The sequence below is a fragment of the Amycolatopsis sp. NPDC026612 genome, from assembly GCF_040638285.1.
Taxonomy (GTDB): Bacteria; Actinomycetota; Actinomycetes; order Mycobacteriales; family Pseudonocardiaceae; genus Amycolatopsis.
The window spans coordinates 287,031-307,844 of the sequence record NZ_JBEZYB010000004.1 but is presented as its reverse complement, the minus strand read 5'-3'; the positions used below and the strand labels follow the sequence as shown (position 1 = coordinate 307,844).

At 71.0% G+C, this 20,814-nt stretch carries 20 protein-coding genes; 11 read left to right on the top strand and 9 right to left on the bottom strand.

Features of this window, described 5'->3' with window-relative positions; translation table 11 throughout:
- Positions 1-64 precede the first annotated feature (64 nt).
- Positions 65-547: a carboxymuconolactone decarboxylase family protein gene (locus tag AB0F15_RS07000; protein ID WP_360266362.1), complete on the bottom strand. Its 483-nt coding sequence runs from the start codon at positions 545-547 to the stop codon at positions 65-67.
- Entirely contained in the window at positions 544-1,620 is a 1,077-nt protein-coding gene (locus AB0F15_RS06995; RefSeq protein WP_360266359.1) for a dihydrodipicolinate reductase, read from the bottom strand. The genes AB0F15_RS07000 and AB0F15_RS06995 overlap by 4 nt, the downstream gene beginning before the upstream one ends.
- 114 nt (positions 1,621-1,734) lie before the next feature.
- Here AB0F15_RS06995 and ilvD point away from each other — a divergent pair, with 114 nt between their 5' ends.
- The gene (gene ilvD, locus AB0F15_RS06990) at positions 1,735-3,426 is read left to right on the top strand and encodes a dihydroxy-acid dehydratase (RefSeq protein ID WP_360266356.1); all 1,692 of its coding nucleotides are present in this window, start codon (positions 1,735-1,737) and stop codon (positions 3,424-3,426) included.
- Here ilvD and AB0F15_RS06985 read toward each other — a convergent pair.
- Positions 3,405-4,772 (bottom strand): fatty acid--CoA ligase family protein, encoded by a 1,368-nt coding sequence (locus tag AB0F15_RS06985; RefSeq protein ID WP_360266354.1) that lies wholly within the window; start codon positions 4,770-4,772, stop codon positions 3,405-3,407. The genes ilvD and AB0F15_RS06985 overlap by 22 nt on opposite strands.
- Positions 4,773-4,787: 15 nt before the next feature.
- Positions 4,788-5,201, bottom strand: coding sequence for an SsgA family sporulation/cell division regulator (locus tag AB0F15_RS06980; RefSeq protein WP_360266352.1), 414 nt, complete (start codon positions 5,199-5,201; stop codon positions 4,788-4,790).
- 322 nt (positions 5,202-5,523) lie between these two features.
- Between AB0F15_RS06980 and sigK the strand changes: the two genes are divergently transcribed.
- From sigK to AB0F15_RS06960, 4 genes are all read left to right on the top strand, one after another.
- Positions 5,524-6,120, top strand: coding sequence for an ECF RNA polymerase sigma factor SigK (sigK, locus tag AB0F15_RS06975; RefSeq protein WP_360266350.1), 597 nt, complete (start codon positions 5,524-5,526; stop codon positions 6,118-6,120).
- A complete protein-coding gene (locus AB0F15_RS06970) occupies positions 6,117-6,812 on the top strand; it encodes an anti-sigma factor (RefSeq protein ID WP_360266347.1) in 696 nt (231 codons plus the stop codon). Before sigK ends, AB0F15_RS06970 begins: the two co-directional genes overlap by 4 nt.
- A gap of 19 nt (positions 6,813-6,831) precedes the next feature.
- Positions 6,832-8,370 (top strand): molybdopterin-dependent oxidoreductase, encoded by a 1,539-nt coding sequence (locus tag AB0F15_RS06965; protein ID WP_360266344.1) that lies wholly within the window; start codon positions 6,832-6,834, stop codon positions 8,368-8,370.
- Positions 8,371-8,462: 92 nt separating this feature from the next.
- On the top strand, positions 8,463-9,125 hold the full coding sequence (locus AB0F15_RS06960; protein WP_360266342.1) for a fasciclin domain-containing protein: 663 nt from the start codon (positions 8,463-8,465) through the stop codon (positions 9,123-9,125).
- On the opposite strand, the gene AB0F15_RS06955 is transcribed toward AB0F15_RS06960, so the two are convergent.
- From AB0F15_RS06955 to AB0F15_RS06945, 3 genes are all read right to left on the bottom strand, one after another.
- On the bottom strand, positions 9,126-10,124 hold the full coding sequence (locus AB0F15_RS06955) for an LLM class flavin-dependent oxidoreductase (RefSeq protein ID WP_360266340.1): 999 nt from the start codon (positions 10,122-10,124) through the stop codon (positions 9,126-9,128). It lies immediately after the preceding gene.
- A gap of 103 nt (positions 10,125-10,227) precedes the next feature.
- Entirely contained in the window at positions 10,228-11,157 is a 930-nt protein-coding gene (locus AB0F15_RS06950; protein WP_360266338.1) for an alpha/beta hydrolase, read from the bottom strand.
- A gap of 194 nt (positions 11,158-11,351) precedes the next feature.
- Positions 11,352-11,951, bottom strand: a complete 600-nt coding sequence (locus tag AB0F15_RS06945; protein WP_360266335.1) for a QsdR family transcriptional regulator — start codon at positions 11,949-11,951, stop codon at positions 11,352-11,354.
- A 150-nt stretch (positions 11,952-12,101) separates the two neighbouring features.
- Here AB0F15_RS06945 and AB0F15_RS06940 point away from each other — a divergent pair, with 150 nt between their 5' ends.
- Positions 12,102-12,734: a DsbA family oxidoreductase gene (locus AB0F15_RS06940; RefSeq protein ID WP_360266422.1), complete on the top strand. Its 633-nt coding sequence runs from the start codon at positions 12,102-12,104 to the stop codon at positions 12,732-12,734.
- Here the strand turns inward: AB0F15_RS06940 and AB0F15_RS06935 are convergent.
- Both AB0F15_RS06935 and AB0F15_RS06930 read right to left on the bottom strand, forming a co-directional pair.
- Positions 12,712-12,894, bottom strand: a complete 183-nt coding sequence (locus tag AB0F15_RS06935; RefSeq protein ID WP_308676161.1) for a hypothetical protein — start codon at positions 12,892-12,894, stop codon at positions 12,712-12,714. The genes AB0F15_RS06940 and AB0F15_RS06935 overlap by 23 nt on opposite strands.
- Positions 12,895-13,123: 229 nt before the next feature.
- Positions 13,124-14,173 carry a LacI family DNA-binding transcriptional regulator gene (locus AB0F15_RS06930; RefSeq protein ID WP_360266331.1) on the bottom strand — a complete coding sequence of 350 codons (1,050 nt, stop codon included), beginning with the start codon at positions 14,171-14,173 and terminating at the stop codon, positions 13,124-13,126.
- A gap of 112 nt (positions 14,174-14,285) precedes the next feature.
- On the opposite strand from AB0F15_RS06930, the gene AB0F15_RS06925 reads away from it, so the two are divergent.
- The 5 genes from AB0F15_RS06925 (at position 14,286) to AB0F15_RS06905 (ending at position 20,772) form a co-directional block, all read left to right on the top strand.
- Positions 14,286-15,212 carry a sugar ABC transporter permease gene (locus AB0F15_RS06925; RefSeq protein ID WP_360266328.1) on the top strand — a complete coding sequence of 309 codons (927 nt, stop codon included), beginning with the start codon at positions 14,286-14,288 and terminating at the stop codon, positions 15,210-15,212.
- A gap of 70 nt (positions 15,213-15,282) precedes the next feature.
- Positions 15,283-16,092 (top strand): carbohydrate ABC transporter permease, encoded by an 810-nt coding sequence (locus AB0F15_RS06920; RefSeq protein WP_360266419.1) that lies wholly within the window; start codon positions 15,283-15,285, stop codon positions 16,090-16,092.
- 37 nt (positions 16,093-16,129) lie between these two features.
- A complete protein-coding gene (locus AB0F15_RS06915) occupies positions 16,130-17,476 on the top strand; it encodes an extracellular solute-binding protein (protein WP_360266326.1) in 1,347 nt (448 codons plus the stop codon).
- 4 nt (positions 17,477-17,480) lie between these two features.
- Positions 17,481-19,025, top strand: coding sequence for an alpha-L-arabinofuranosidase C-terminal domain-containing protein (locus AB0F15_RS06910; RefSeq protein WP_360266323.1), 1,545 nt, complete (start codon positions 17,481-17,483; stop codon positions 19,023-19,025).
- Positions 19,018-20,772 (top strand): beta-galactosidase family protein, encoded by a 1,755-nt coding sequence (locus AB0F15_RS06905; protein ID WP_360266320.1) that lies wholly within the window; start codon positions 19,018-19,020, stop codon positions 20,770-20,772. Before AB0F15_RS06910 ends, AB0F15_RS06905 begins: the two co-directional genes overlap by 8 nt.
- Positions 20,773-20,814: the final 42 nt, after the last annotated feature.

The following is a 20,814-nucleotide window of genomic DNA, read 5'->3' as shown; positions in this document are numbered from 1 at the left end:
CGGCGCGGCCAGGACGTGCTGGATCACGACGCCGTCGTTGAAGCGCGGCCGCCCGCGCTCCCACTCACGAGGGCCGCGGCAGCACGCAGGCGGTGTCGAGGCCGAGGACGTGGTTGAGCCGGCCGAAGGCCAGCCACGCGCCGAGGCTCATGCTCAGCTCGACGATCTCCTGCTGGGTGTACTCCGCGGACATCCGCTTCCAGAAGTCGTCGTCGAGGTTGTGGTGGTCCAGCGCGTACCGCTCGGCGTACTCCGCCGCCAGCCGCGTCCGGTCGTCGAAGCGGTCCGTCGTGCGCCACTCGAGGACGGCGTCGGCGAACTCCGCCTCGACCTTCTGCCCGTCGCGCTCGGTGCGCCAGTCGAGGCAGAAGACGCAGCCGTTGAGCTGCGCGATCCGCAGCCGGGCGGCTTCGAACTCCCGCAGTCCGAGCGTCGTGTGCTCGTACACCGCCAGCGAGAACTTCGACGCGGCGATGCCGATGCCGGGCACCATCTCGCCCCAGACGTACCCGATCGGGTCCTTGCCCGCGGGGATGTCGATGTTCACGGACGCCTCCTTCCGAGCTTGCCGGCTGCCGGGCGCAGCGGGACGTCGAGTGCGTCGTAGAGACCGGGTTCCGCCGCGGCCAGCCAGTCGATGGCGCCGACCAGGCGGCCGACGGCGGTGGCGTTGCCGCCCGCCGACCGGTTTTCGCCTTCGTCGGTCGCCTCGACGGTGACTTCGATGCGCGGCCGGCCTTCGATGATCACGCGGTGGGCGCCGTCACCGCTGGGTGGCGTGGGCCAGTCCGGTGCGCACGACGGGTGGATGCGGGTGACGTGCTCGATGACGATCCGCGGCTCGCCGTCGACGATGCCCTGCACCTCGAACCGCACGGCGCCCTGCGTGCCCTTCTCGAACTCGCCCATGGTCCGCGTGGTGACGGTTTCCTCGAGCGGCCGCCGGTCGAGCGTCTCGCGCAGCTCGGTCACCTCCACGCCGAGGCCGCGCGCGATCAGCCGGACCTGGCCGCCCCAGACCATCGACGGCACGCCGGTCATCAGCATCGGCGGGGCGTAGTCCATCGGCTGGCCCATCCCGACCAGGTACCGGACCGAGTCGGGCTGCTCGTACGTCGAGTAGTCGAAGATCTCCTGGCAGCGGACCACGTCGACGTCGGTGCCGAGCCCGCTGATCAGCAGCGGCAGCACGTCGTTGCCCCAGCCGGGGTCGACGCCGGAGACGAACAGCGAGCCGCCGCCCTCCTTGATCGCCGCGAGCACCGGGTCGCGCAGCTCCGGGGGCGCGTTCCGCTGGTCGTAGAGGGGGTACAGGGCGGGTGTCACGACGATCGCGCCCGCCTGGACGGCCCGCACGATGTCGGCGAGCGCGTCGTCGAACCGGACGTCACCCGAGGCGGCGTACACGATCGCGCGCGGGCCCGTGGCCAATACGGCGTCGATGTCGTCCGTCGCGGCGACACCGAGCGCCTCGATTCCGGCCAGCTCCCCGGCGTCCTTGCCGACCTTCGCCGGATCGTGGACGAGTACGGCGGTGAGCTTCAGCGCCGGATGGGCGTCGACGGCCCGGATTGCCGCACGGCCGACGTTGCCCGTGCCCCACACCACTGTGGCGATCATGGCCTGAGCTTTCGCCGGTCCTCGTGAGCGCCGATAGGAAATCGTTCCGGTCAGCGGACCGCACGCGCGTTGGTAACATGACCAGCGCCCGAACGTCGTAATCGGAGGCCCGCGATGACGATCGACCCGAAGCCCCGCAGCCGCACGGTGACCGACGGGATCGAGGCCGCGCCCGCGCGCGGCATGCTCCGCGCCGTCGGGATGGGCGACGGCGACTGGCGGAAACCGATCATCGGCGTCGCCAGCTCCTGGAACGAGATCACGCCGTGCAACCTGTCCCTGGACCGGCTCGCCCAGGCGGCCAAGGAAGGCGTGCACGCCGGCGGCGGCTACCCGCTGCAGTTCGGCACGATCTCGGTGTCCGACGGCATCTCCATGGGCCACGACGGCATGCACTTCTCGCTGGTCTCCCGCGAGGTCATCGCCGACTCGGTCGAGACGGTGATGCAGGCCGAGCGGCTCGACGGCTCGATCCTCCTGGCCGGCTGCGACAAGTCGCTGCCGGGCATGCTGATGGCCGCCGCGCGCCTCGACCTGGCGTCGGTGTTCCTCTACGCGGGCACGATCGCCCCCGGCTGGGTGAAGCTGACCGACGGCACCGAGAAGGACGTCACGCTGATCGACGCCTTCGAGGCGGTCGGCGCGTGCCGGGCGGGCCGGCTCGGGACCGGCGATCTGGACCGGATCGAACGGGCCATCTGCCCCGGTGAAGGCGCCTGCGGCGGGATGTACACCGCGAACACGATGGCGTCGGCGGCCGAAGCGATGGGGATGAGCATGCCGGGGTCGGCCGCGCCGCCGTCCGCGGACCGCCGCCGCGACCACTACGCCCACCTGTCCGGGGAAGCCGTCGTCGGCCTGCTGGAAAAGGGCATCACCGCGCGGGACATCCTGACGCGCGAGGCGTTCGAGAACGCCATCACCGTGGTCATGGCCCTCGGTGGTTCGACCAACGCCGTGCTGCACCTGCTGGCCATCGCGCACGAGGCGAAGGTCGAGCTGACCCTCGACGACTTCAACACCGTCGGCGACCGCGTCCCGCACCTGGGCGACCTCAAGCCGTTCGGCAAGTACGTCATGAACGACATCGACCGCCACGGCGGCATCCCGGTGCTGATGAAGGCGCTGCTCGACGAGGGGCTGATCCACGGCGACGCGCTGACCGTCACCGGCCGCACGGTGGCCGAGAACCTCGCCGAGCTCGACCCCGAACCGATCGACGGCGAGGTCCTGCGCACCCCGGCCAACCCGCTGCACCCCACCGGCGGCATCACCATCCTGCGCGGCTCGCTCGCCCCCGAGGGCGCGGTCGTGAAGTCCGCGGGCTTCGACACCGCCAACTTCGAGGGCCCGGCGCGCGTGTTCGAGCGCGAGCAGGAGGCGATGGCGGCGCTGAACGACGGCCGGATCGAGGCCGGCGACGTCGTCATCATCCGCTACGAAGGCCCCAAGGGTGGCCCGGGCATGCGCGAGATGCTCGCGATCACCGCGGCGATCAAGGGCGCCGGGCTCGGCAAGGACGTCCTGCTGCTGACCGACGGGCGGTTCTCCGGCGGCACCACCGGCCTGTGCATCGGCCACGTCGCGCCGGAAGCGGTCGACGGCGGCCCGATCGCCTTCGTCCGCACCGGCGACCGGATCGCCGTCGACATCAAGGCGCGCAGCATCGACCTGCTGGTCGACGCCGCCGAGCTGGCCCGCCGCCGGGAGGGCTGGGAGCCGCTGCCGAACAAGTTCACCGGCGGTGTCCTCGGCAAGTACGCGAAGCTGGTCGGGTCGTCGTCCTACGGAGCCGTCACGAGCTGAACGAGGGCGCGCTTGTCCACCTTGCCCACGTCGGTGAGCGGCAGCGCGTCCACGAAGTCCACGCCCGCCGGAACGTAGTGCTCCTGGCCGAAGGCTTCCCGCGCGTGCTGCCGGAGTTCTTCGGGGCTCACTTCGCCGTCGGCGACCACGACGGCGTGCAGCAGCTGCCCGTCGAGCCCCGGGACGCCGATGACGGCCGCGCTCCGCACGGCGGGGTGCGTCGCGAGGGCGTGTTCGACGACGGTCGACGGGACCTTCGTGCCGTGCTCGCCGACCACGACGACGTCGTCCGCGCGGTCGAGCAGGAAGAGGTAGCCCTCGTCGTCGAAGCGGCCGAGGTCGCCGGTGCGCAGCCAGCCCGCGCCGATCTCCGGCCCGCCGAGGTAACCGTCCATCATGGAGAGCCCGCGGACCTCGACTTCGCCGTCTCCGGTGATCCGCGCCTCCATGCCCGGCACGATCCGGCCGACCGAGCCGAGCCGGTCCGGCCGTCCGAGCAGCTCGGCGGCGGAGATGCTCGCGATCATCGGGGCCTCGGTGAGGCCGTAGCCCTGGCCGACGACCGGGCCGAAGACGTCGAGGGCCTGGGCGAGCCGGTGCGGCGGCAGCGGCGCGGCGCCGAGGGAGAGCGAACGGACGCTGCCGAGGTCGGTGCTCGTTCGCGCCGGGTGGTCGAGGAGCGCGGCCAGCCGCGGCGGGGTGAGCGAGAGCGTGTCGATCCGGTGCGCCTGAATCGCTTCGAGGACCGCTTCCGCGTCGAAGCCGTCGTGGACCACCACGGTGTCGTGCCGCAGCAGCGCGCCGAGCACGGTGGCGTTGCCGGTCATGTGCGTCATCGGGGCGACCAGCAGGGTGCGCCCCGGGCCGTCCGGTGACGGCGTGAAGATGTACGCCATGCCGTCGTAGATGCCGCTGTGGCGGATCAGCTTCGGGGTGCCGGTGGTGCCGCCGGTGGGGAACAGCAGGCGGACGGTGTCCGGCGGGTCCAGCGGCGCGGGTTCGCCGTCGAGGTCGTCGAGGGTGCGGACGTCGGTTCCGGGCCAGTCGGCCGGGCGGTCGGTGACGACGGTGGCGCCGCTCGCCGCGGCGAGCCGGTCCCGGGCCGGCGCCGAGGCCGGGACCATGAGCACGGTCGCGCCGCGCAGGAGCGCGGCGAGCTGGACGAGGACCGTCTCGGGCCGGTTGCGCAGGTCGACGGCGAGCGTTTCGACGGTGCCCAGCCCGCCGTGCAGGCGGCGCAGCCGGTCCCGTGCCTGGCGGTAGGTCATGACGCCGCCGGCGTGGAACAGGACGCGGTCACCGCCGTCGTCGAGGGCGGCGAGGACCTTCGTCAGGAAGAAGCTCACGCTCCCGGACGGTACTCAGTCCTGGTACGAAAGCTTCGCCAGTTCCTCGTCGAAGTCGAACCAGCCGGTCTCGCCGCCGGCCGGGATCACGTCGTAGGTCCGGTCGAGGAAGGCCGCGATCTCCTTCGCGGGCGCTTCGAGCACGGCGGCGCCGTCGGGGGAGCTCAGCTCCACGACGACCAGTGCGGGGTCGCCGGCGGGCCCGATCCGCACGTCGCCGTCGCCGCAGCGGGCGAGCAGGCCGTCGGCGAGCAGGTCCCGGCCGAAGAGCCAGCGGACCGCGCTCGGGCCCGCGTGCAGCACCACGGCGACCGCGTACGGGTCGCGGGTGTCGTACTCCAGCTCGGCCGGCACCGGCCGCGGTTCAGCCCCGAAGGTGCGGAGGGCGAAGTCGATGCCGGCGCTGGTCACGGTGTGCGGGTCGGCCATGGTGGCCCCTTTGCTACTCGTCGGTCGGGTCGATCCTGTTCCAGAGATAACCCATGGTGAGTTCAACGCCCAGCGATCCGAAAAACTTTCACACTCTGGGGTGATCAAGAAGTGTCCGAGGTCACCACTGGCGTGGCCTAACGGGCAACTTCCGCACTCAGCGTGATCGACGGTGACAGGAGTTCGGAGCCGTGCCGCCGCCGGATGGGTTCCGGCGCCGGAGTTGCGCCGTCCGGGTGGGAAAGAACTCCGGACACCAGTCCGGGTCGCCGTCCGGCCGCGAACCCTGCTCGGGAAGCCGAAGACACGGAGGGTGCCGGGCATGGGTGAGCGTGGGCGGTTGCGGCTGCAACCGGACGAGGCGCCGGCGCTCCTGCCGAGCGCCGAAGAGCTGCTCCAACGGGTGGCGGCGGGGGACGAACCGGCGTTCGCGTCGCTGTACGACCTCGTCGCCGGTCCGGTGCTCGGCCTGGCGACGCGCGTGCTGCGCAGTCACGCGCAGGCCGAAGAGGTGGCGCAGGAGGTGCTGGTGGAGGTGTGGCGCAAGGCCACGAGGTACGAGCCGGAGCGCGGGAGCGCGCTGTCGTGGGTGCTGACCATCGCCCACCGCCGGGCCGTGGACCGCGTGCGCTCGCACCAGGCCGGCGTCGACCGGGAGGAGCGGGCCGGCCTGATGGACGTGCGGCGGCCCTTCGACGAGGTCACCGAGTCCACTCTGGCCGGTTTGGAGCAGCAGCGGGTGCGGCAGTGCCTGTCCGCGCTGACCGACCTGCAACGCGAGTCGATCGTGCTGGCCTACTACAACGGCTACACCTACCCCGAGGTCGCCGAGGTGCTGAAGGTTGCGCCGGGCACGGTGAAGACCCGCATCCGCGACGGCCTGATCCGGCTGCGCGACTGCCTGGGAGTGGACCGATGACCGCCGAGCTGCACACGTTGACCGGGCCGTACGCCCTCGACGCGGTGTCCGATGTGGACCGCGCGGAGTTCGAACGCCACCTCGGGGAGTGCGCCGCCTGCCGCCAGGAGGTGGCGGAGCTGCGGGCGACCGGCGCGCGGCTCGCCGTGGCCGTGGCGGTGGACCCGCCGCCGGAGCTGAAGCCGGCGGTGCTCGCCGCCGTGGCCCGCACCCGCCAGCTGCCGCCCCGGGTGCCGGTGGTCCGCAAGCTCAGCCACGCGAAGACGTGGCAAGTGCGGTCCGCGCTCTTCGGCGCCGCCGCGGCGGCCGTGGTGGCGGTCGTCCTCGGCGTCGCCACGACACCGGCGCCCGTCACACCGGCTCCGGTCGACTCGGTGCTGAGTGCGCCGGACGCCGCCGCGATCCAGGGCGTCGGCGAGGGACACGCCACGCTCGTCGTCTCGCGCAGCCGGAACCAGGCCGTGCTGCTCGCGTCGGACCTGCCCGCGCTCGACGCCGGCCACGCCTACCAGGTGTGGCTCATCGGCACCGGGGGCGCGCGATCGGCCGGGCTGATGACGTCCGAGCGGTCGCAGCGGATGCTCGTGGCCGATCTCCCACCGGACGTCGACCGGATCGGCATCACCGTCGAACCCGCCGGCGGCTCGGCCGGCCCGACGACCCCCGCCGTCACCAGGATTTCCCTTGCGTAGCACCCGAACGGGAGCACCGATGCCGACACCCGAACCCCGCTTGCGCCGCCTGCCCGCCGCCCTGCTGGGCGTCCTGGCCCTGGCGACGGCCCTGGCCGCGGGCCACCTCGTCGCCGGGTTCGTCGGCGTCAACGCCTCGCCGTACCTCGCGGTCGGCAACGGCGCCATCGACCTCACGCCCGTGCAGCTCAAGGACTTCGCGGTCCGCACCTTCGGCACGTACGACAAGCTCGTGCTGCTGTCCGGGATGGCACTGGTCATGGTGCTCGTCTCGGCGGTGGCGGGACTCCTGTCCCGCCGCACGCCGGTGCCGGGGCTGGTGGTGATCACCGGGTTCGGGCTCGTCGGGCTCGTCGCGGTGTACGCCCGCCCCGACCTCGGCGCGACGGCGTTGCTCGCCCCGCTGGCGAGCCTGGTCGCCGGGGTGGCGACGTTCGCCTTCCTGCACCGGCTGGCCCGGCGTGACACCGCCCCGGACGCCAAGGCCGGTTCCTCGCGCCGGACGGTGCTGCTGGCCGGGGCCGGAGTCGTCGCCGGAGCCGGGGTCGCCGGCCTCGGTGGGCAGCTGCTGGCCGGCACCCGGGACGCGACGGCGTCGCGCGAAGCGGTCGGCCGGCTCGTCCCCGCCCGGACCGCGCCGATGATCCCGGCCGACGCCGACTTCGCGAAGCTGGGCACGCCGGAGTTCGTGACGCGCAACACGGGCTTCTACCGCGTGGACACGGCGTTGACCGTGCCCCAGGTGCGGACCGAGGACTGGAGCCTGCGGCTGCACGGCATGGTCGACCGCGAGGTGCGCTACCGCTACGGCGACCTCCGCAACCGGCCGCTGGTGGAACGCACCATCACCATGACCTGCGTCTCCAACGAGGTCGGCGGCACCTACGTGTCCACCGCGAACTTCATCGGCGTCGACCTGGCCGACCTGCTCGACGAGGCCGGGGTGCGTCCCGGCGCCGAGCAGCTCTATTCGTCCAGTGTGGACGGGTGGACGTCCGGCAGCCCGGTCGCCGCGGCGCTGGACCGGTCGCGCGGGGCCATGCTGGCCATCGGCATGAACGGCGAGCCGCTGCCGCTCGAGCACGGTTTCCCGGCCCGGCTGGTCATTCCCGGCTTGTACGGCTACGTGTCGGCGACGAAATGGGTGACCGATCTGGAGGTCACGACCTGGCGGGCGCGGCAAGCGTATTGGCTCAAACGGGGGTGGAGCCAGGAAGCGCCGATCAAGACACAATCACGCATCGATACGCCGAAGGGGTTTGAAACCGTTTCTTCCGGGAAGGTGCGGGTCGCCGGGATCGCCTGGGCGCAGCACACCGGGATCGAGAAGGTCGAGCTGCGCATGGACGACGGCCCGTGGCGCGAAGCCGTGCTGACGCAGGAAGTCAACGTGAGCACCTGGCGCATGTGGTGGCTCGAGTTCGACCTCGCGCCCGGTGGTCACCAGGTCGTCTGCCGGGCGACCGACAAAAGCGGGTACACGCAGACCGAAACGCGCGCCGGGACCGTCCCCGACGGGGCGACCGGGTGGCACAGCATCGCCTTCACGACGCGGTGACCTCAATCACCCGAATGGGGGCAAGCCGATTTCCCCGCAGGTTCGAATCAACAGCAAGAAGCAGTTCTCAGCCGCTAATTGGAGTGATTTTTGTGACCAAGCTCCGTGTCGCCGGAATCGGCCTCACCGCCGTCGCCGCCCTCTCGCTGACCGCGTGCAGCAGCAGCGACACCGCTTCGTCGGGCAGTTCCGCGAGCTCGATGGCACCGTCGTCGTCGATGGCGGCTCCCAGCCCCGTTGCCGCGGACGGCATGACCACCAACGCCGACGTGTTCGGCCCGGCCTGTTCGCAGCTGCCGCAGGGGTCCGCGCCCGGTTCGCTGGACTCGATGGGCCCGCAGCCGGTCGCCTCGGCCGCGTCGACGAACCCGCTGCTGACCAAGCTGGTGGCGGCCGTCAAGGCCACCAACCTGGTCGACACGCTCAACAGCCAGGAGGCCATCACGGTCTTCGCGCCGGCCGACCCCGCGTTCGCCGCGCTGGGTGACGCCAAGTTCAACGAGCTGGCCGGCAAGCCCGCCGAGCTGGCGCCGATCCTGCAGTACCACGTGGTCGGCAAGCGCTACGACGCCAAGGGCCTCGCCACCGCGGGTTCGGTCGACACCCTGAACACCGCCGGCGGTCCCGTGAAGATCGAGGGCACCGGCGACAACATGACGATCAACGGCGCGAAGATCCTCTGTGGCAACATCCCCACCAAGAACGCCACGGTCTTCGTGATCGACAAGGTGCTGACGCCGGGCACCAACAAGTAGTCAGGGGCGCCGGCCCAGTGCCGGGCCGAGCCGTTCCGCGATGTCGGTGAGGATCTGCACGTAGTCTTCGTGATCGAAGGTGAACGGCAGGGCGAAAGCCACCTCGTCGATCTCGCGGAACGCGGCGTGTTCGTGCAGGCGCCCGGCGATTTCCGCGGACGTGCCGACGAAGTCGGGGGAGAACAGCATGCGCGCGGGGCCCTGTGGCGCCGCGGTGCGTGGCAGCCGTTTTTCGGCGTAGGCCTCGTACTTCGCCCGCTGTTCCGGCGTCGCGCTGTCGGTCGGGATGACGACCAGGCCCTGTGAGATGCGTCCGGCCGGGTGGTGCTCGCGGAAGGTCCGGATGTGCGAAAGCTGGATCTCGGCGAAGTCCGTGCTCTCGCTTTCGGCCTTGACCACGCTGCTGGTCAGGAAGTTCATCCGGTGCCGTCCCGCCCACTCGGCCGAGCGCAGGCTCGCGCCGCCGTACCACAGGCGGTCGCCGAGCCCGGGCGACTGCGGCTGGACCCGGTCGGAGAACACCTCGAACCCGGCGGTGCCGCTGAACTCCGTCGCCGGCTCGCCGCGCACGAAGTCCAGCAGCCGTCGCATGCGGTCGTAGGAGAAGTCTTCGACGTCCGAGGTGTCCGGGTAGAGGGCGCCCTTGACCTCGTCGTAGCGCATCGGCGGCCCGACGCTGAGGCCCGGGTTGAGCCGTCCGCCGGAGAGCAGGTCGACGGTGGCGAGGTCCTCGGCCAGCCGCAGCGGGTTCTCCCAGCCGAGCGGGATGACGGCGGTGCCGAGCTCGATCCGGCTGGTCCGCTGCGACGCGGCGGCCAGCACGGCGACCGGCGACGAGATGCCGTACTGGAGGTGCCGGTGGCGCACCCAGGCGCTGTCGAACCCGAGCCGCTCGCCCAGTTCGATGATCTCCAGCGTCGACTCGTGGCCCCGGCGCGGGTCCGCCGCGTCGAACAGGCCGATGGTCAGGAAGCCGAGCTTGCGCAGTGATCGCGACACAGGGCCGATTCTGCCCCCGGGAGAGCCGGGGACCGCGGGAGTTCCACCTGCTGGGCGATCGCCCGCCGGGGGCGACGTCGCCGTCAACCCCCGGCGGACCTTCCTAGCCGTTGTGCGGGCAGTTGCCGCGGTAGTCCGAGATGGACACGCTGGTGGCGGGGATCGGGCAGAGGAACTGCTCGTACCGCGTGTCGTCGTCGATGAACCGCTTGAGCCAGGACAGCGTGTACTTCGCGATCGTCGTGTTCGGTGAGTTCGGCGCGAAGTGACTGGCCCCGCGCAGTTCGAGGTACGCGCGGTCCAAGGTGGACGGAAGGCTCGTGTAGAACGGGATCGAGTGCGACGCCACCGGCGCGACGGTGTCCGACTGCGCCCCGACGACGAGCGTCGGCACCCGCAGCGTCGACCAGTTCTTGGTCAGGTCCCAGCCGGTCAGCGGCACCGCGGCCTGCAGTGACGGCCGTGAGCGCGCCGCTTCGAGGGTGCCGCCGCCGCCCATCGAGTGCCCCACGACGCCGAGCCTGCTGCTGTCGATGCGCGACCGTACCGAGCTCTGCTGCGTCAGGTAGTCCAGCGAGGCCAGCAGCTGCCTGCCCCGGCTGTCGGGCTGGTCGCTGGTGGTCAGCGTGTCGATGGTGAACACGACGAAGCCCTGCGACGCCAGCCGCGGGCCCAGCCAGGCGATGCTCGACTGGGTGGCGGTGAAGCCGGGCGCGATCGAGAGAGCGCCGAACGTGCCGGCGGTCGTGGTCGTCGGGTAGTAGATGGTGCCGCCGCCGAAGCCGGAGACGGCCGCCCGGGAGACCGTGACGGTGCTCGTCGCGAAGGAGCCGCGGGTGGCTTCGATGCTGGCGGTGGTGGGGTCGGGGCCCCGCTCGTAGGGGTTCGCGGCGGCAGGCGCCGGCGCGGCGACACCGGTGGTCAGCGCCAGTGCGGCCAGCACCACGCCGGCAGCCTTGGCGCGCCACCCACGGTGGCGGGAAACCTGCTCACTCGAGCCGGACGACGTCGGCGGGCTGGTGAGTGCGGACATGGATCGCTCTCTTTCCCCGGGCAGGCGAAAGCGGGCCCGGAAACGGGCGGGCGGACCGATGGAACGGTGCACGGCAACGGAAGCGTGCCGCGTGCGGGATGCGGGGTAACCGCTTTCCCGAGGCCTATGAAACACCTCGGCGAAATGTTCCACATCCTCCGTACGGGTGAGTAGGTGACAGACTGGGCGGTCGCTCAGTGAACGACGGCCGGGTCCAGCGCCCCGCGCACCAGGGTGTCCACCAGGGTCGTCGCGACGGTCAGGTCCACCGAGCGCGCAGCCAGGACGTCGGAGTAGAGGAACGATTCGCCGAGCCGGACCACCGCGAACGCCAGATCCGGCAGGCCGACCAGCGGGGTCAGCCCGGCCGCGTCGGCGTCGGCGCGGAAGAGGTCGACGTGCGCGTCGACCAGCACGGGCTGGACCGCACCGCGCGGATCGGTCAGCACGCGCAGGGCGACCCCCGGCTCCGCCTCGATCAGCTTGCGCATGCCGTCGCTCCCGGCGACTTCGCGGCGGTAGTCCTCCATGACCCACAGGCAGCGCAGCCGGCCGCCGGGCGCGCGGACCGCGTCGCCGTGCTCGGCGCGCCACCCGTCGAGCGCCCGCTGCCAGGTCCGGTCGGACAGCAGCCGCAGCCCGGCGCCCATCAGGTCCTCGCGGTTGCCGACGCGGCGGAAGAACGTGGTGCGCGAGATCCCCAGCTCGGCCGCCATCCGGCCGAGGTCGAGGCGGGTGCCGGCCATCAGCAGCCGCGCCGCGTGCCGGACGATGTCGTCGGTCGAGACGGTCACCGGCCCACCCTAACTTCGGGGGGTTCGGGTGGCGGAGCCCCGGCTCGGGGCGGAGCCGGATGTCACAGCTTCGCAGCACCGCAGGTGGCCGCCGGTTACCTTGAAGTGCGCGCGGTGCCCTCGGTTAGCGTGGTTCGCGTGCGCGTAGACATCTGGTCCGATCTGGTCTGTCCCTGGTGCTATCTCGGCAAACGCCGCTTCGAGCGGGCGGTGACCGAACTCGGCGTCGACGTCGAGGTGGTCCACCATTCGTTCCAGCTCGACCCGTCGTTCCCGCGCGGGACTTCGCGGCCGACGCGCGAGATCCTGGCCGAGAAGTACGGCCGGACACTGGCCGAAGCCGACGCGATGGAAGCGCAGATGGAAGAGCGCGCCGCCGCCGACGGCCTCGAGTACCACCTCGACGGCGTCCGGATGGGCAACACCGTCGACGGTCACCGCCTCGTGCACCTCGCCGCCGGCCGCGGGCTGGCCGACGCCGTCGTCGACCGGTTCTACCGCGCGCACTTCACCGAGCGGCGCTCGCTGTTCGACCGCGGCTCGCTGGTGGAGCTGGCCGCCGAAGCCGGCCTCGACGCCGCCGAGGCGCGAGCCGTGCTCGAGTCCGACGCCTATGAAGCCGAAGTGGCGGCGGACGGCGAACAGGCTCGCGCGCTCGGCGCGACCGGCGTGCCGTTCTTCGTGATCGACCAGCGGTTCGGCGTGGCGGGAGCCCAGTCGCCCGAGGTGTTCACGCAGGTGCTGCGGCGCGCGGCGGAGGTCAGCGACGGCGCCGCCGGGTGAACCGCGACCGGTCGGTGGCGACCCCGGCCAGGTGCAGGGCGACGCAGAGCAGCCCGGCGGTGGTGAGCGTCCCGGTCGTGATCACCGGGCCGAGCCCGAACCCGGCCAGCTCCATCAGGAGGGCGAGCCCGAAGAGCACGGCGGCGAGAATGGCGAGCATGACGGCCTCGTTTCCGTGGGTGGGGCCGAATGGTCCACACCACTACGACGTTCGCGGTGCCGGGCGTCCCGGCTTGGTGGCCGGTAATGCCCCCGGTCCCGCTTGCTGAAACGGACTTCCCGTCCCCGCCGAGGCAACGCCCGTGACTGGAGGCGTATCTCGCGTGACTGGAGGCGCATTTCGCGTGATTGGAGGCGTATCTCGCGTGATGCCGGCTCAATCGGGTTGGTCAGGGGGGTGGGGCGGTGCTGGAGCGGATCACCAGTTCGGTCGGGAGGGTCACCGGTTCGCCGGCTTCGGCGCCGGTCTCGATTTCGGCCAGGAGGGCCTCGACCGCGTGGCGGCCGACCGCCTCGAAGGACTGGCGGATCGTGGTGAGCGGGGGCCAGAAGTGGGCCGACTCCTCCATGTCGTCGAAGCCGACCACGCTCACCTCGGCCGGCACGGCGCGGCCCGTCTCGTGCAGCGCGCGCAGCAGGCCCAGCGCCATCTGGTCGTTCGCCACGAACACCGCCGTCACCGCCGGGTCCGCCGCCAGCCGCAGGCCCGCCTGGTAGCCGGACTCCGGGGACCAGTCGCCGGGGAAAACGGGGGGCACCACGCGGCCCGCCCGCTCCAAAGTGGCCTGCCACGACTTCCGGCGCCGCTCGGCGGAGTAGGACTGCGGCGGGCCCGCGATGTGCCAGACCGTTTCGTGCCCGAGGTCGAGCAGGTGCCCGGTGGCCCGGGCCGCGCCGTCGGCCTGGTCGTTGTCGACGACCGGGTAGTCGTAGCGGGCACTGGAGTCGATCACCACCACCGGCAGCCCGTGCGGCAGTTCGATTTCGCTTTGGTCAAGCTGGTGTTGCTCGATGAGGATGATGACGCCGTCGACGGCCTGCTCGTTCAGCGTGCTGAACGCCCCCGTCACCTCACCCTGCGTCGGTCGCGCCACCGGCATCAGGACGATCGAAAACCCTTCGGGGACGACCGCCGCCGCGATGGCGTCGAGCGTGCGGCTGTTGCCGAACGTCGGCAGCGCCGAGATGATCACGCCGATGCTGCGGAACCGGCCGTTGCGCAGGGCGCGGGCGGCGCTGTTGGGGCGGTAGCCGACCCGGCGCATCGCGGCGAGGACCCGTTCGCGCGTGGCGTCGTCGACGTTCGTCTTGCCGTTGGCGACCCGGGACACGGTCTGGCCCGACACGCCCGCCTCGCGGGCCACGTCCGCCATCGACGGCCCCCGCCGCCGGGTGCGGCCGGATGCGGACGACGTCGCTGTCTGGCGCGGCACGATCACTCCTTGGTGTCCTGGACATGTTTACGTCAACAAGTTACTCTGCGGCCGTCCCATGTTGACGTAAACATCTCGCCGGGTCCAGTGCCCGGCCGCATGACCACTCGGAGAGACGATGACGTCCACAGCGGCTCCGCCCGCCCCGGTGCCGGCTCGCCGGGCGCCCGCGGCCCGCCGGCCGCGGCGGAAATGGCGAGGCTGGCTCTTCGTCGCCCCGTTCATGCTGGTTTTCGCACTGACCTTCATCGCGCCGGTCGTGTATGCGTTCGTGCTGAGCCTCTTTCGCGACCAGGCCTTCTTCGGCGGCACGGTGTTCGTCGGCGCCGACAACTACGCGCAGGTGTTCGGCGACCCGAAGTTCTGGGAAGCGTTCCGGCGCGTGCTGGTGTTCCTCGCCGTGCAGGTGCCGATCATGCTGGTGCTCGCGCTGATCGCCGCGCTGGCGATCGACAGCGCCCGGCTGCACGCCGCCGGGTTCTTCCGGATCGTGATCTTCCTGCCGTACGCGGTCCCCGCCGTCGTCGCCGCGCTGATGTGGGGCTTCATCTACGGCGACCACTTCGGACTCGCGGCCGACCTGAACCACCTGCTCGGCACCGCGGTAGCGCCGTTGTCGCCGAGCTGGTTGCTCACGTCGATCGGCAACATCGTCACGTGGGAGTTCGTGGGTTACAACATGCTCATCTTCTACTCCGCGTTGAAGGTGATCCCCACGGAACTGTTCGAGGCGGCCGCGATCGACGGCGCCGGCACGTTCCGCACGATCGTGTCGGTCAAGCTCCCCGCGATCCGAGGCGCCATCGTGGTCGCGACGATCTTCTCGATCATCGGCAGCTTCCAGCTGTTCAACGAGCCGAACATCATGCGCAACCTGGTCCCGAACACGATCGGCACGTTCTACACGCCGAACATGTACGCCTACAACCTCTCCTTCAACGGGCAGCAGTACAACTACTCCGCCACCGTCGCGATCGTGATGGGCGTGATCACCGCGGTCATCGCCTACGTCGTGCAGCTGCGCGGCTCCCGGAAGGAGGTGTGACGTGGCCACGTCTTCGACGACACGGTTCTCGGTGACCAACCCCCGCAAGTCGCGGGTCCTCACCGGCTTCATGGCGCTGTACCTGCTCTACACCCTGGTTCCCCTGGTGTGGCTGGTGATCAACGCGAGCAAGACCCAGCCGGCCCTGTTCTCGACGTCGGGACTGTCCTTCGGCGGCACGTTCGCGCTGTTCGACAACATCGGCCAGACGTTCACGTACAACGGCGGGATCTTCTTCCGCTGGCTCGGGAACACCCTGCTGTACGTCGTGGTCGGGGCCGGTGGCGCGACGCTCCTCGCCACCGCGGCGGGGTACGGGCTGGCCAAGTACCGCTTCCCCGGCCGCCGCGCGGTGTTCGCCGTCGTCCTCGGGGCCGTGGCCGTGCCCCCGACGGCACTGGCCGTGCCGACGTTCCTGATGTTCAGCAAGCTCGGGCTGACCAACACGCCGTGGGCGGTCCTCATCCCGTCGCTGATCAGCCCGTTCGGCCTGTACCTGATCTGGGTCTACGCCGCCGACGCCATCCCCGACGAACTGCTGGAAGCGGCGCGGATCGACGGTGCGGGGGAGATCCGGATCTTCCTCACCGTGACACTGCGCCAGCTGGTCCCCGGGATCATCACGGTCGCGCTGTTCACGATGGTGCAGACGTGGAACAACTACTTCCTACCGCTGATCATGCTCAGCGAGCCCAAGTGGTACCCGCTGACCGTCGGGCTCAACCAGTGGAGCGCCCAGGCGAACGGCGCCGGCGCCCAGCCGATCTTCAACCTGGTGCTCACCGGGTCGTTGCTCACGATCATCCCCCTAGTCGTCGCTTTCCTGCTCATGCAACGGTTCTGGCAGTCCGGGCTGAGCGCCGGCAGCGTCAAGCAGTAAAGAAATCCGCCGTCACACCGCCGTGAAGGGACATTCGATGTCAAGATTCCGCACCCGCGCCAAGGTGGCCGCGGCCATCGCGCTGGCCGCCGCACTGGCGGTGGGCTGTTCGTCCGGGGGCGGCTCGTCCACCGCGCCCGCCGCCGCCACCGGCAACCAGGACTCCGTCGACGCCGCGCTGAAGGCCGGCGGGGAGATCACGTACTGGAGCTGGACGCCGTCGGCCAAGGACCAGGTGGCCGCGTTCCAGAAGGAATACCCGAACGTCAAGGTCAACTACGTCAACGCGGGCACCAACAAGGACGAGTACACCAAGCTGCAGAACGCGATCAAGGCCGGCTCGGGTGCCCCCGACGTCGCCCAGATCGAGTACTACGCCCTCCCGCAGTTCGCGCTCACCGATTCACTGGCCGACCTCAACCAGTTCGGATTCGGTTCGTTCGAGAAGGACTACAGCGCCTCGACGTGGGCGCAGGTCAAGAACGGCAACGGGGTCTACGGCCTGCCGCAGGACTCCGGCCCGATGGCGCTGTTCTACAACAAGGAAGTCTTCGACAAGAACGGCATCACCGTCCCGAAGACGTGGGACGAGTACCTCGCCGCGGCGAAGAAGCTGCACGCCGCCGACCCCACCAAGTACATGACTTCGGACACCGGTGACCCAGGTGCCGTGCTGAGCATGATCTGGCAGGCCGGTGGGCACCCGTTCACCGTCGACGGCCGGAACGTGAAGGTCAACTTCGGCGACGCGGGCACCAAGAAGTGGACCGCGATGTGGGACCAGATGATCCAGGGCAAGCTGCTCGCCCCGGTCAAGGAATGGTCCGACGACTGGTTCCGCGCCCTCGGTGACGGCACCATCTCCAGCCTGGTTACCGGCGCCTGGATGCCCGGCAACTTCATCTCCTCGGTGCCCGGTGGCGCCGGGAAGTGGGCTGTGGCGCCGGCGCCGACCTACGACGGGCAGAAGGCGGTCACCGCGGAGAACGGCGGCAGCGCCCAGTCCGTGGTCAAGCAGAGCAAGAACCCGGCGCTGGCCGCGGGGTTCGTGCGCTGGCTCAACCACGCCGGCGGCGTCCAGCCGTTCATCAAGAGCGGCGGCTTCCCGTCCACCACCGCCGACCTGACCTCGCCGGCGTTCGTCGACGAGGCCGTGCCGTACTTCGGCGGCCAGAAGATCAACCAGGTGCTGACCCAGGCGTCGAAGGACGTCGCCCCGGGCTGGACCTACCTGCCGTACCAGACCTACGCCAACAGCATCTTCAGCGACACCGCCGGCAAGGCCTACCTGAACGCCACCCCGCTCGACGCCGGGCTGGCGGCCTGGCAGCAGGCCATTGTGGACTACGGCAACCAGCAGGGCTTCACCGTCAGCGCGGGATGACCGGGTGATCGTCCACATCGAAGGCGACGCGGGCCAGGTCATCGGCCCGGTCCCGCGTCGCCTCTTCGGCTCGTTCGTCGAGCACATGGGCCGGTCCGTCTACACCGGACTGTACGAGCCGGACCACTCCACATCGGACGATCGCGGCTTCCGCGGCGACGTGCTGGAGCTGGTCCGGGAACTCGGCCCGACCGTGCTCCGGTACCCCGGTGGCAACTTCGTCTCCGGCTACCGCTGGGAAGACGGCGTCGGACCGGCCGAAACCCGGCCGGCCCGGCTCGACCCGGCCTGGCACAGCGTCGAGTCCAACCGCTTCGGCCTGCACGAATTCGTCGCGTGGGCCGAAGCCGCGGGTGCCGAGGTGATGTACGCCGTCAACCTCGGCACCCGCGGCATCCAGGAGGCCGCCGACGTCCTCGAGTACTGCAACCACGCCGGCGGGACGGAACTGAGCGAGCGGCGGCGCGCCAACGGCGCCGACCGCCCGTTCGGCTTCAAGCTGTGGTGCCTCGGCAACGAGATGGACGGCCCGTGGCAGATCGGCCACAAGACCGCCGACGAGTACGGCCGCCTGGCCGCCGAGACCGCCCGCCTCATGCGGATGATCGACCCCGATCTCGAGCTGGTCGTCGCGGGCAGCTCGCACGCCGACATGCCCACGTTCGGCTCGTGGGAGCGCACGGTGCTGCGCCACACCGCCGAGCTGGTCGACCACATCTCGCTGCACGCCTACTACCAGGAACTGCACGGCGACACCGACAGCTACCTCGCCAGCGGGGCCGCGCTGGACCGCTACATCCGCACGACGGCGGGGGTCATCGACGAAACCCTCGCCGAGCTGGGCCTCGACAAGAAGATCGGGATCAGCGTCGACGAGTGGAACGTCTGGGACCTGCGCCGCTGGAACGAGGTCGACCAGGCACGGCTCGCCGAAGGCGGCTGGCGGCACCACCCGCGGATCATCGAGGACACCTACACCGTCACCGACGCGGTCGTCGTCGGTTCGCTGCTGAGTTCCCTGCTGCGCAACGTGGACCGCGTCACCATGGCGAACCAGGCGCAGCTGGTGAACGTCATCGCCCCGATCCGCTCCGAGCCGGGCGGCCCGGCGTGGCGGCAGACGACGTTCCACCCGTTCCAGCGGGTGGCCACGCTGGCCGGCGGGTCGAGCCTGCGCTTGGCCGTCGAAGGGGAGACCCTGCGCACCGCGCAGCACGGCGAAGTCGACCTCGTCGACGCCGCCGCGACGGTCGAGGACTCCGGGCGCGGGGCGGTGTTCCTGACCAACCGCGCCACGGCGTCGCCGACCGAGGTGCGCATCCGGCTCCGCGGCGCGCGGTTCGGCGTGTACGCCGCCGAAACCCTGACCACACCGGACGGCGAGACGCGCCACGCCGTCAACACCGCCGACGCACAACCGGTCCGGCCGGTGCCGCTACCCGGCACCGCCGTGACGTCCGATCCCGGGGGGACCACCATCACCGTGACACTGCCACCGTTGTCCTGGAGCGTGCTCCAGCTGAGCCCGGAAGCGGGCCCGCATGCCTGAGTTCGCCATCGGGGAAACCGACTTCCTGCTCGACGGCCGCCCGTTCCGCATCCTGTCCGGTGCCCTGCACTACTTCCGGGTGCACCCGGACCTGTGGGCCGACCGGATCGACAAGGCCCGCCGGATGGGGCTCAACACCATCGAGACGTACGTGGCGTGGAACGCGCACGCCCCCGAGCCCGGCGCGTTCGACCTTTCCGGCGGGCTCGACCTCGACCGCTTCCTGCGGCTCGTCGCCGACGCCGGGATGTACGCGATCGTGCGGCCGGGCCCGTACATCTGCGCCGAGTGGGACAACGGCGGCCTGCCGGCGTGGCTGTTCCGCGATCCTTCGGTGGGGGTCCGCCGGTACGAGCCGAAGTACCTGGAGGCGGTGCGCGAGTACCTGACGAAGGTGTACGAGGTCGTCGTCCCGCACCAGATCGACCGTGGCGGCCCGGTGCTGCTGGTCCAGGTGGAGAACGAATACGGCGCGTTCGGCGACGACAAGCGGTACCTGAAAGCGCTTGCCGAGCACACGCGCGAGTCGGGCGTCACCGTGCCGCTGACCACAGTGGACCAGCCGACGCCGGAGATGCTGGCGGCCGGCAGCCTGGACGGGCTGCACCGCACCGCGTCGTTCGGTTCCGGCGCCGAAGCGCGGCTCGCGATCCTGCGCGCCCACCAGCCGACCGGGCCGCTGATGTGCAGCGAGTTCTGGAACGGCTGGTTCGACCACTGGGGCGCGCACCACCACACCACCTCGGCCGCGGACTCGGCGGCCGAACTCGACGCGCTGCTCGCCGCGGGCGCGTCGGTCAACCTGTACATGTTCCATGGCGGCACCAACTTCGGGCTCACCAACGGCGCCAACGACAAGGGCGTCTACCAGCCGCTGGTCACGTCCTACGACTACGACGCGCCGCTGGACGAAGCCGGCGACCCGACACCGAAGTACCACGCCTTCCGTGACGTGATCGCGCGCTACCACAAGGTGCCCGACACCGTCCCGCCGCCGGCGCGCCCCGCGCCCGCCCCGGCTTCGGTGCTGCGCGATCCGGTCCGGTTGCTCGACGCGCCGGAGCGCTGGGGAACCTGGGAGTTCCACGAAGAGCTCCCGGCGTTCGACGACCTCACGCCGATGCCGCAGCTCGCGCTGCTGCGGTGTGCCGTCGAGGGCGATCGGCCCGGCGTGCTGACCTTCGGCGAAGTCCGTGACCGCGCGACGGTGTTCTTCGACGGCGACCCCGTCGGCACGCTCTCCCGGGAGCACCACGACCGCGCCATCCCGCTGCCGCGTGCCCGCGGCGAGCTGCTGGTGCTGGTCGAGGACCAGGGCCGCGTCGACTACGGCCCGCGCATCGGCGAGGCGAAGGGCATCATCGGCGGGGCGTCGCTGCACGGCGAGCCGCTGACCGGCTGGGACGTCCTGCCGCTCGACCTGACCGCGGTGCCCTCGCTGCGCCCGGACACGCCGGCCGCCGTGTCCGGCCCGGTGGCCGGGCCCGTGGTGCTGCGCGCCGAAGTCGTCGTCGACGAACCCGCCGACCTCTTCCTCGACACCGGGGAGTGGGGCAAGGGCGTGGCCTGGCTCAACGGGTTCGCGCTCGGCCGGTACTGGCGGCGCGGCCCGCAACGGACGTTGTACGTGCCCCGCCCGGTGGTCCGGGCGGGCGGCAACGAACTCGTCGTGCTCGAACTCGGCACGATGCTCGACCCCGCGGCCCGGTTCGTGCCGCGGCCGCTGCTCGGCCACACCGAGGCCTGATCCAGTCCCCACCGCACCGAAGGGCAGATTCGACGATGAACC

Coding starts and splice junctions, on each gene's coding strand:
- AB0F15_RS06995 (WP_360266359.1), bottom strand. CDS start 1,620: ATGATCGCCACAGTGGTGTGGGGCACGGGCAACGTCGGCCGTGCGGCA.
- ilvD (WP_360266356.1), top strand. CDS start 1,735: ATGACGATCGACCCGAAGCCCCGCAGCCGCACGGTGACCGACGGGATC.
- AB0F15_RS06980 (WP_360266352.1), bottom strand. CDS start 5,201: ATGGCCGACCCGCACACCGTGACCAGCGCCGGCATCGACTTCGCCCTC.
- sigK (WP_360266350.1), top strand. CDS start 5,524: ATGGGTGAGCGTGGGCGGTTGCGGCTGCAACCGGACGAGGCGCCGGCG.
- AB0F15_RS06970 (WP_360266347.1), top strand. CDS start 6,117: ATGACCGCCGAGCTGCACACGTTGACCGGGCCGTACGCCCTCGACGCG.
- AB0F15_RS06965 (WP_360266344.1), top strand. CDS start 6,832: ATGCCGACACCCGAACCCCGCTTGCGCCGCCTGCCCGCCGCCCTGCTG.
- AB0F15_RS06950 (WP_360266338.1), bottom strand. CDS start 11,157: ATGTCCGCACTCACCAGCCCGCCGACGTCGTCCGGCTCGAGTGAGCAG.
- AB0F15_RS06935 (WP_308676161.1), bottom strand. CDS start 12,894: ATGCTCGCCATTCTCGCCGCCGTGCTCTTCGGGCTCGCCCTCCTGATG.
- AB0F15_RS06925 (WP_360266328.1), top strand. CDS start 14,286: ATGACGTCCACAGCGGCTCCGCCCGCCCCGGTGCCGGCTCGCCGGGCG.
- AB0F15_RS06920 (WP_360266419.1), top strand. CDS start 15,283: ATGGCGCTGTACCTGCTCTACACCCTGGTTCCCCTGGTGTGGCTGGTG.
- AB0F15_RS06915 (WP_360266326.1), top strand. CDS start 16,130: ATGTCAAGATTCCGCACCCGCGCCAAGGTGGCCGCGGCCATCGCGCTG.
- AB0F15_RS06905 (WP_360266320.1), top strand. CDS start 19,018: ATGCCTGAGTTCGCCATCGGGGAAACCGACTTCCTGCTCGACGGCCGC.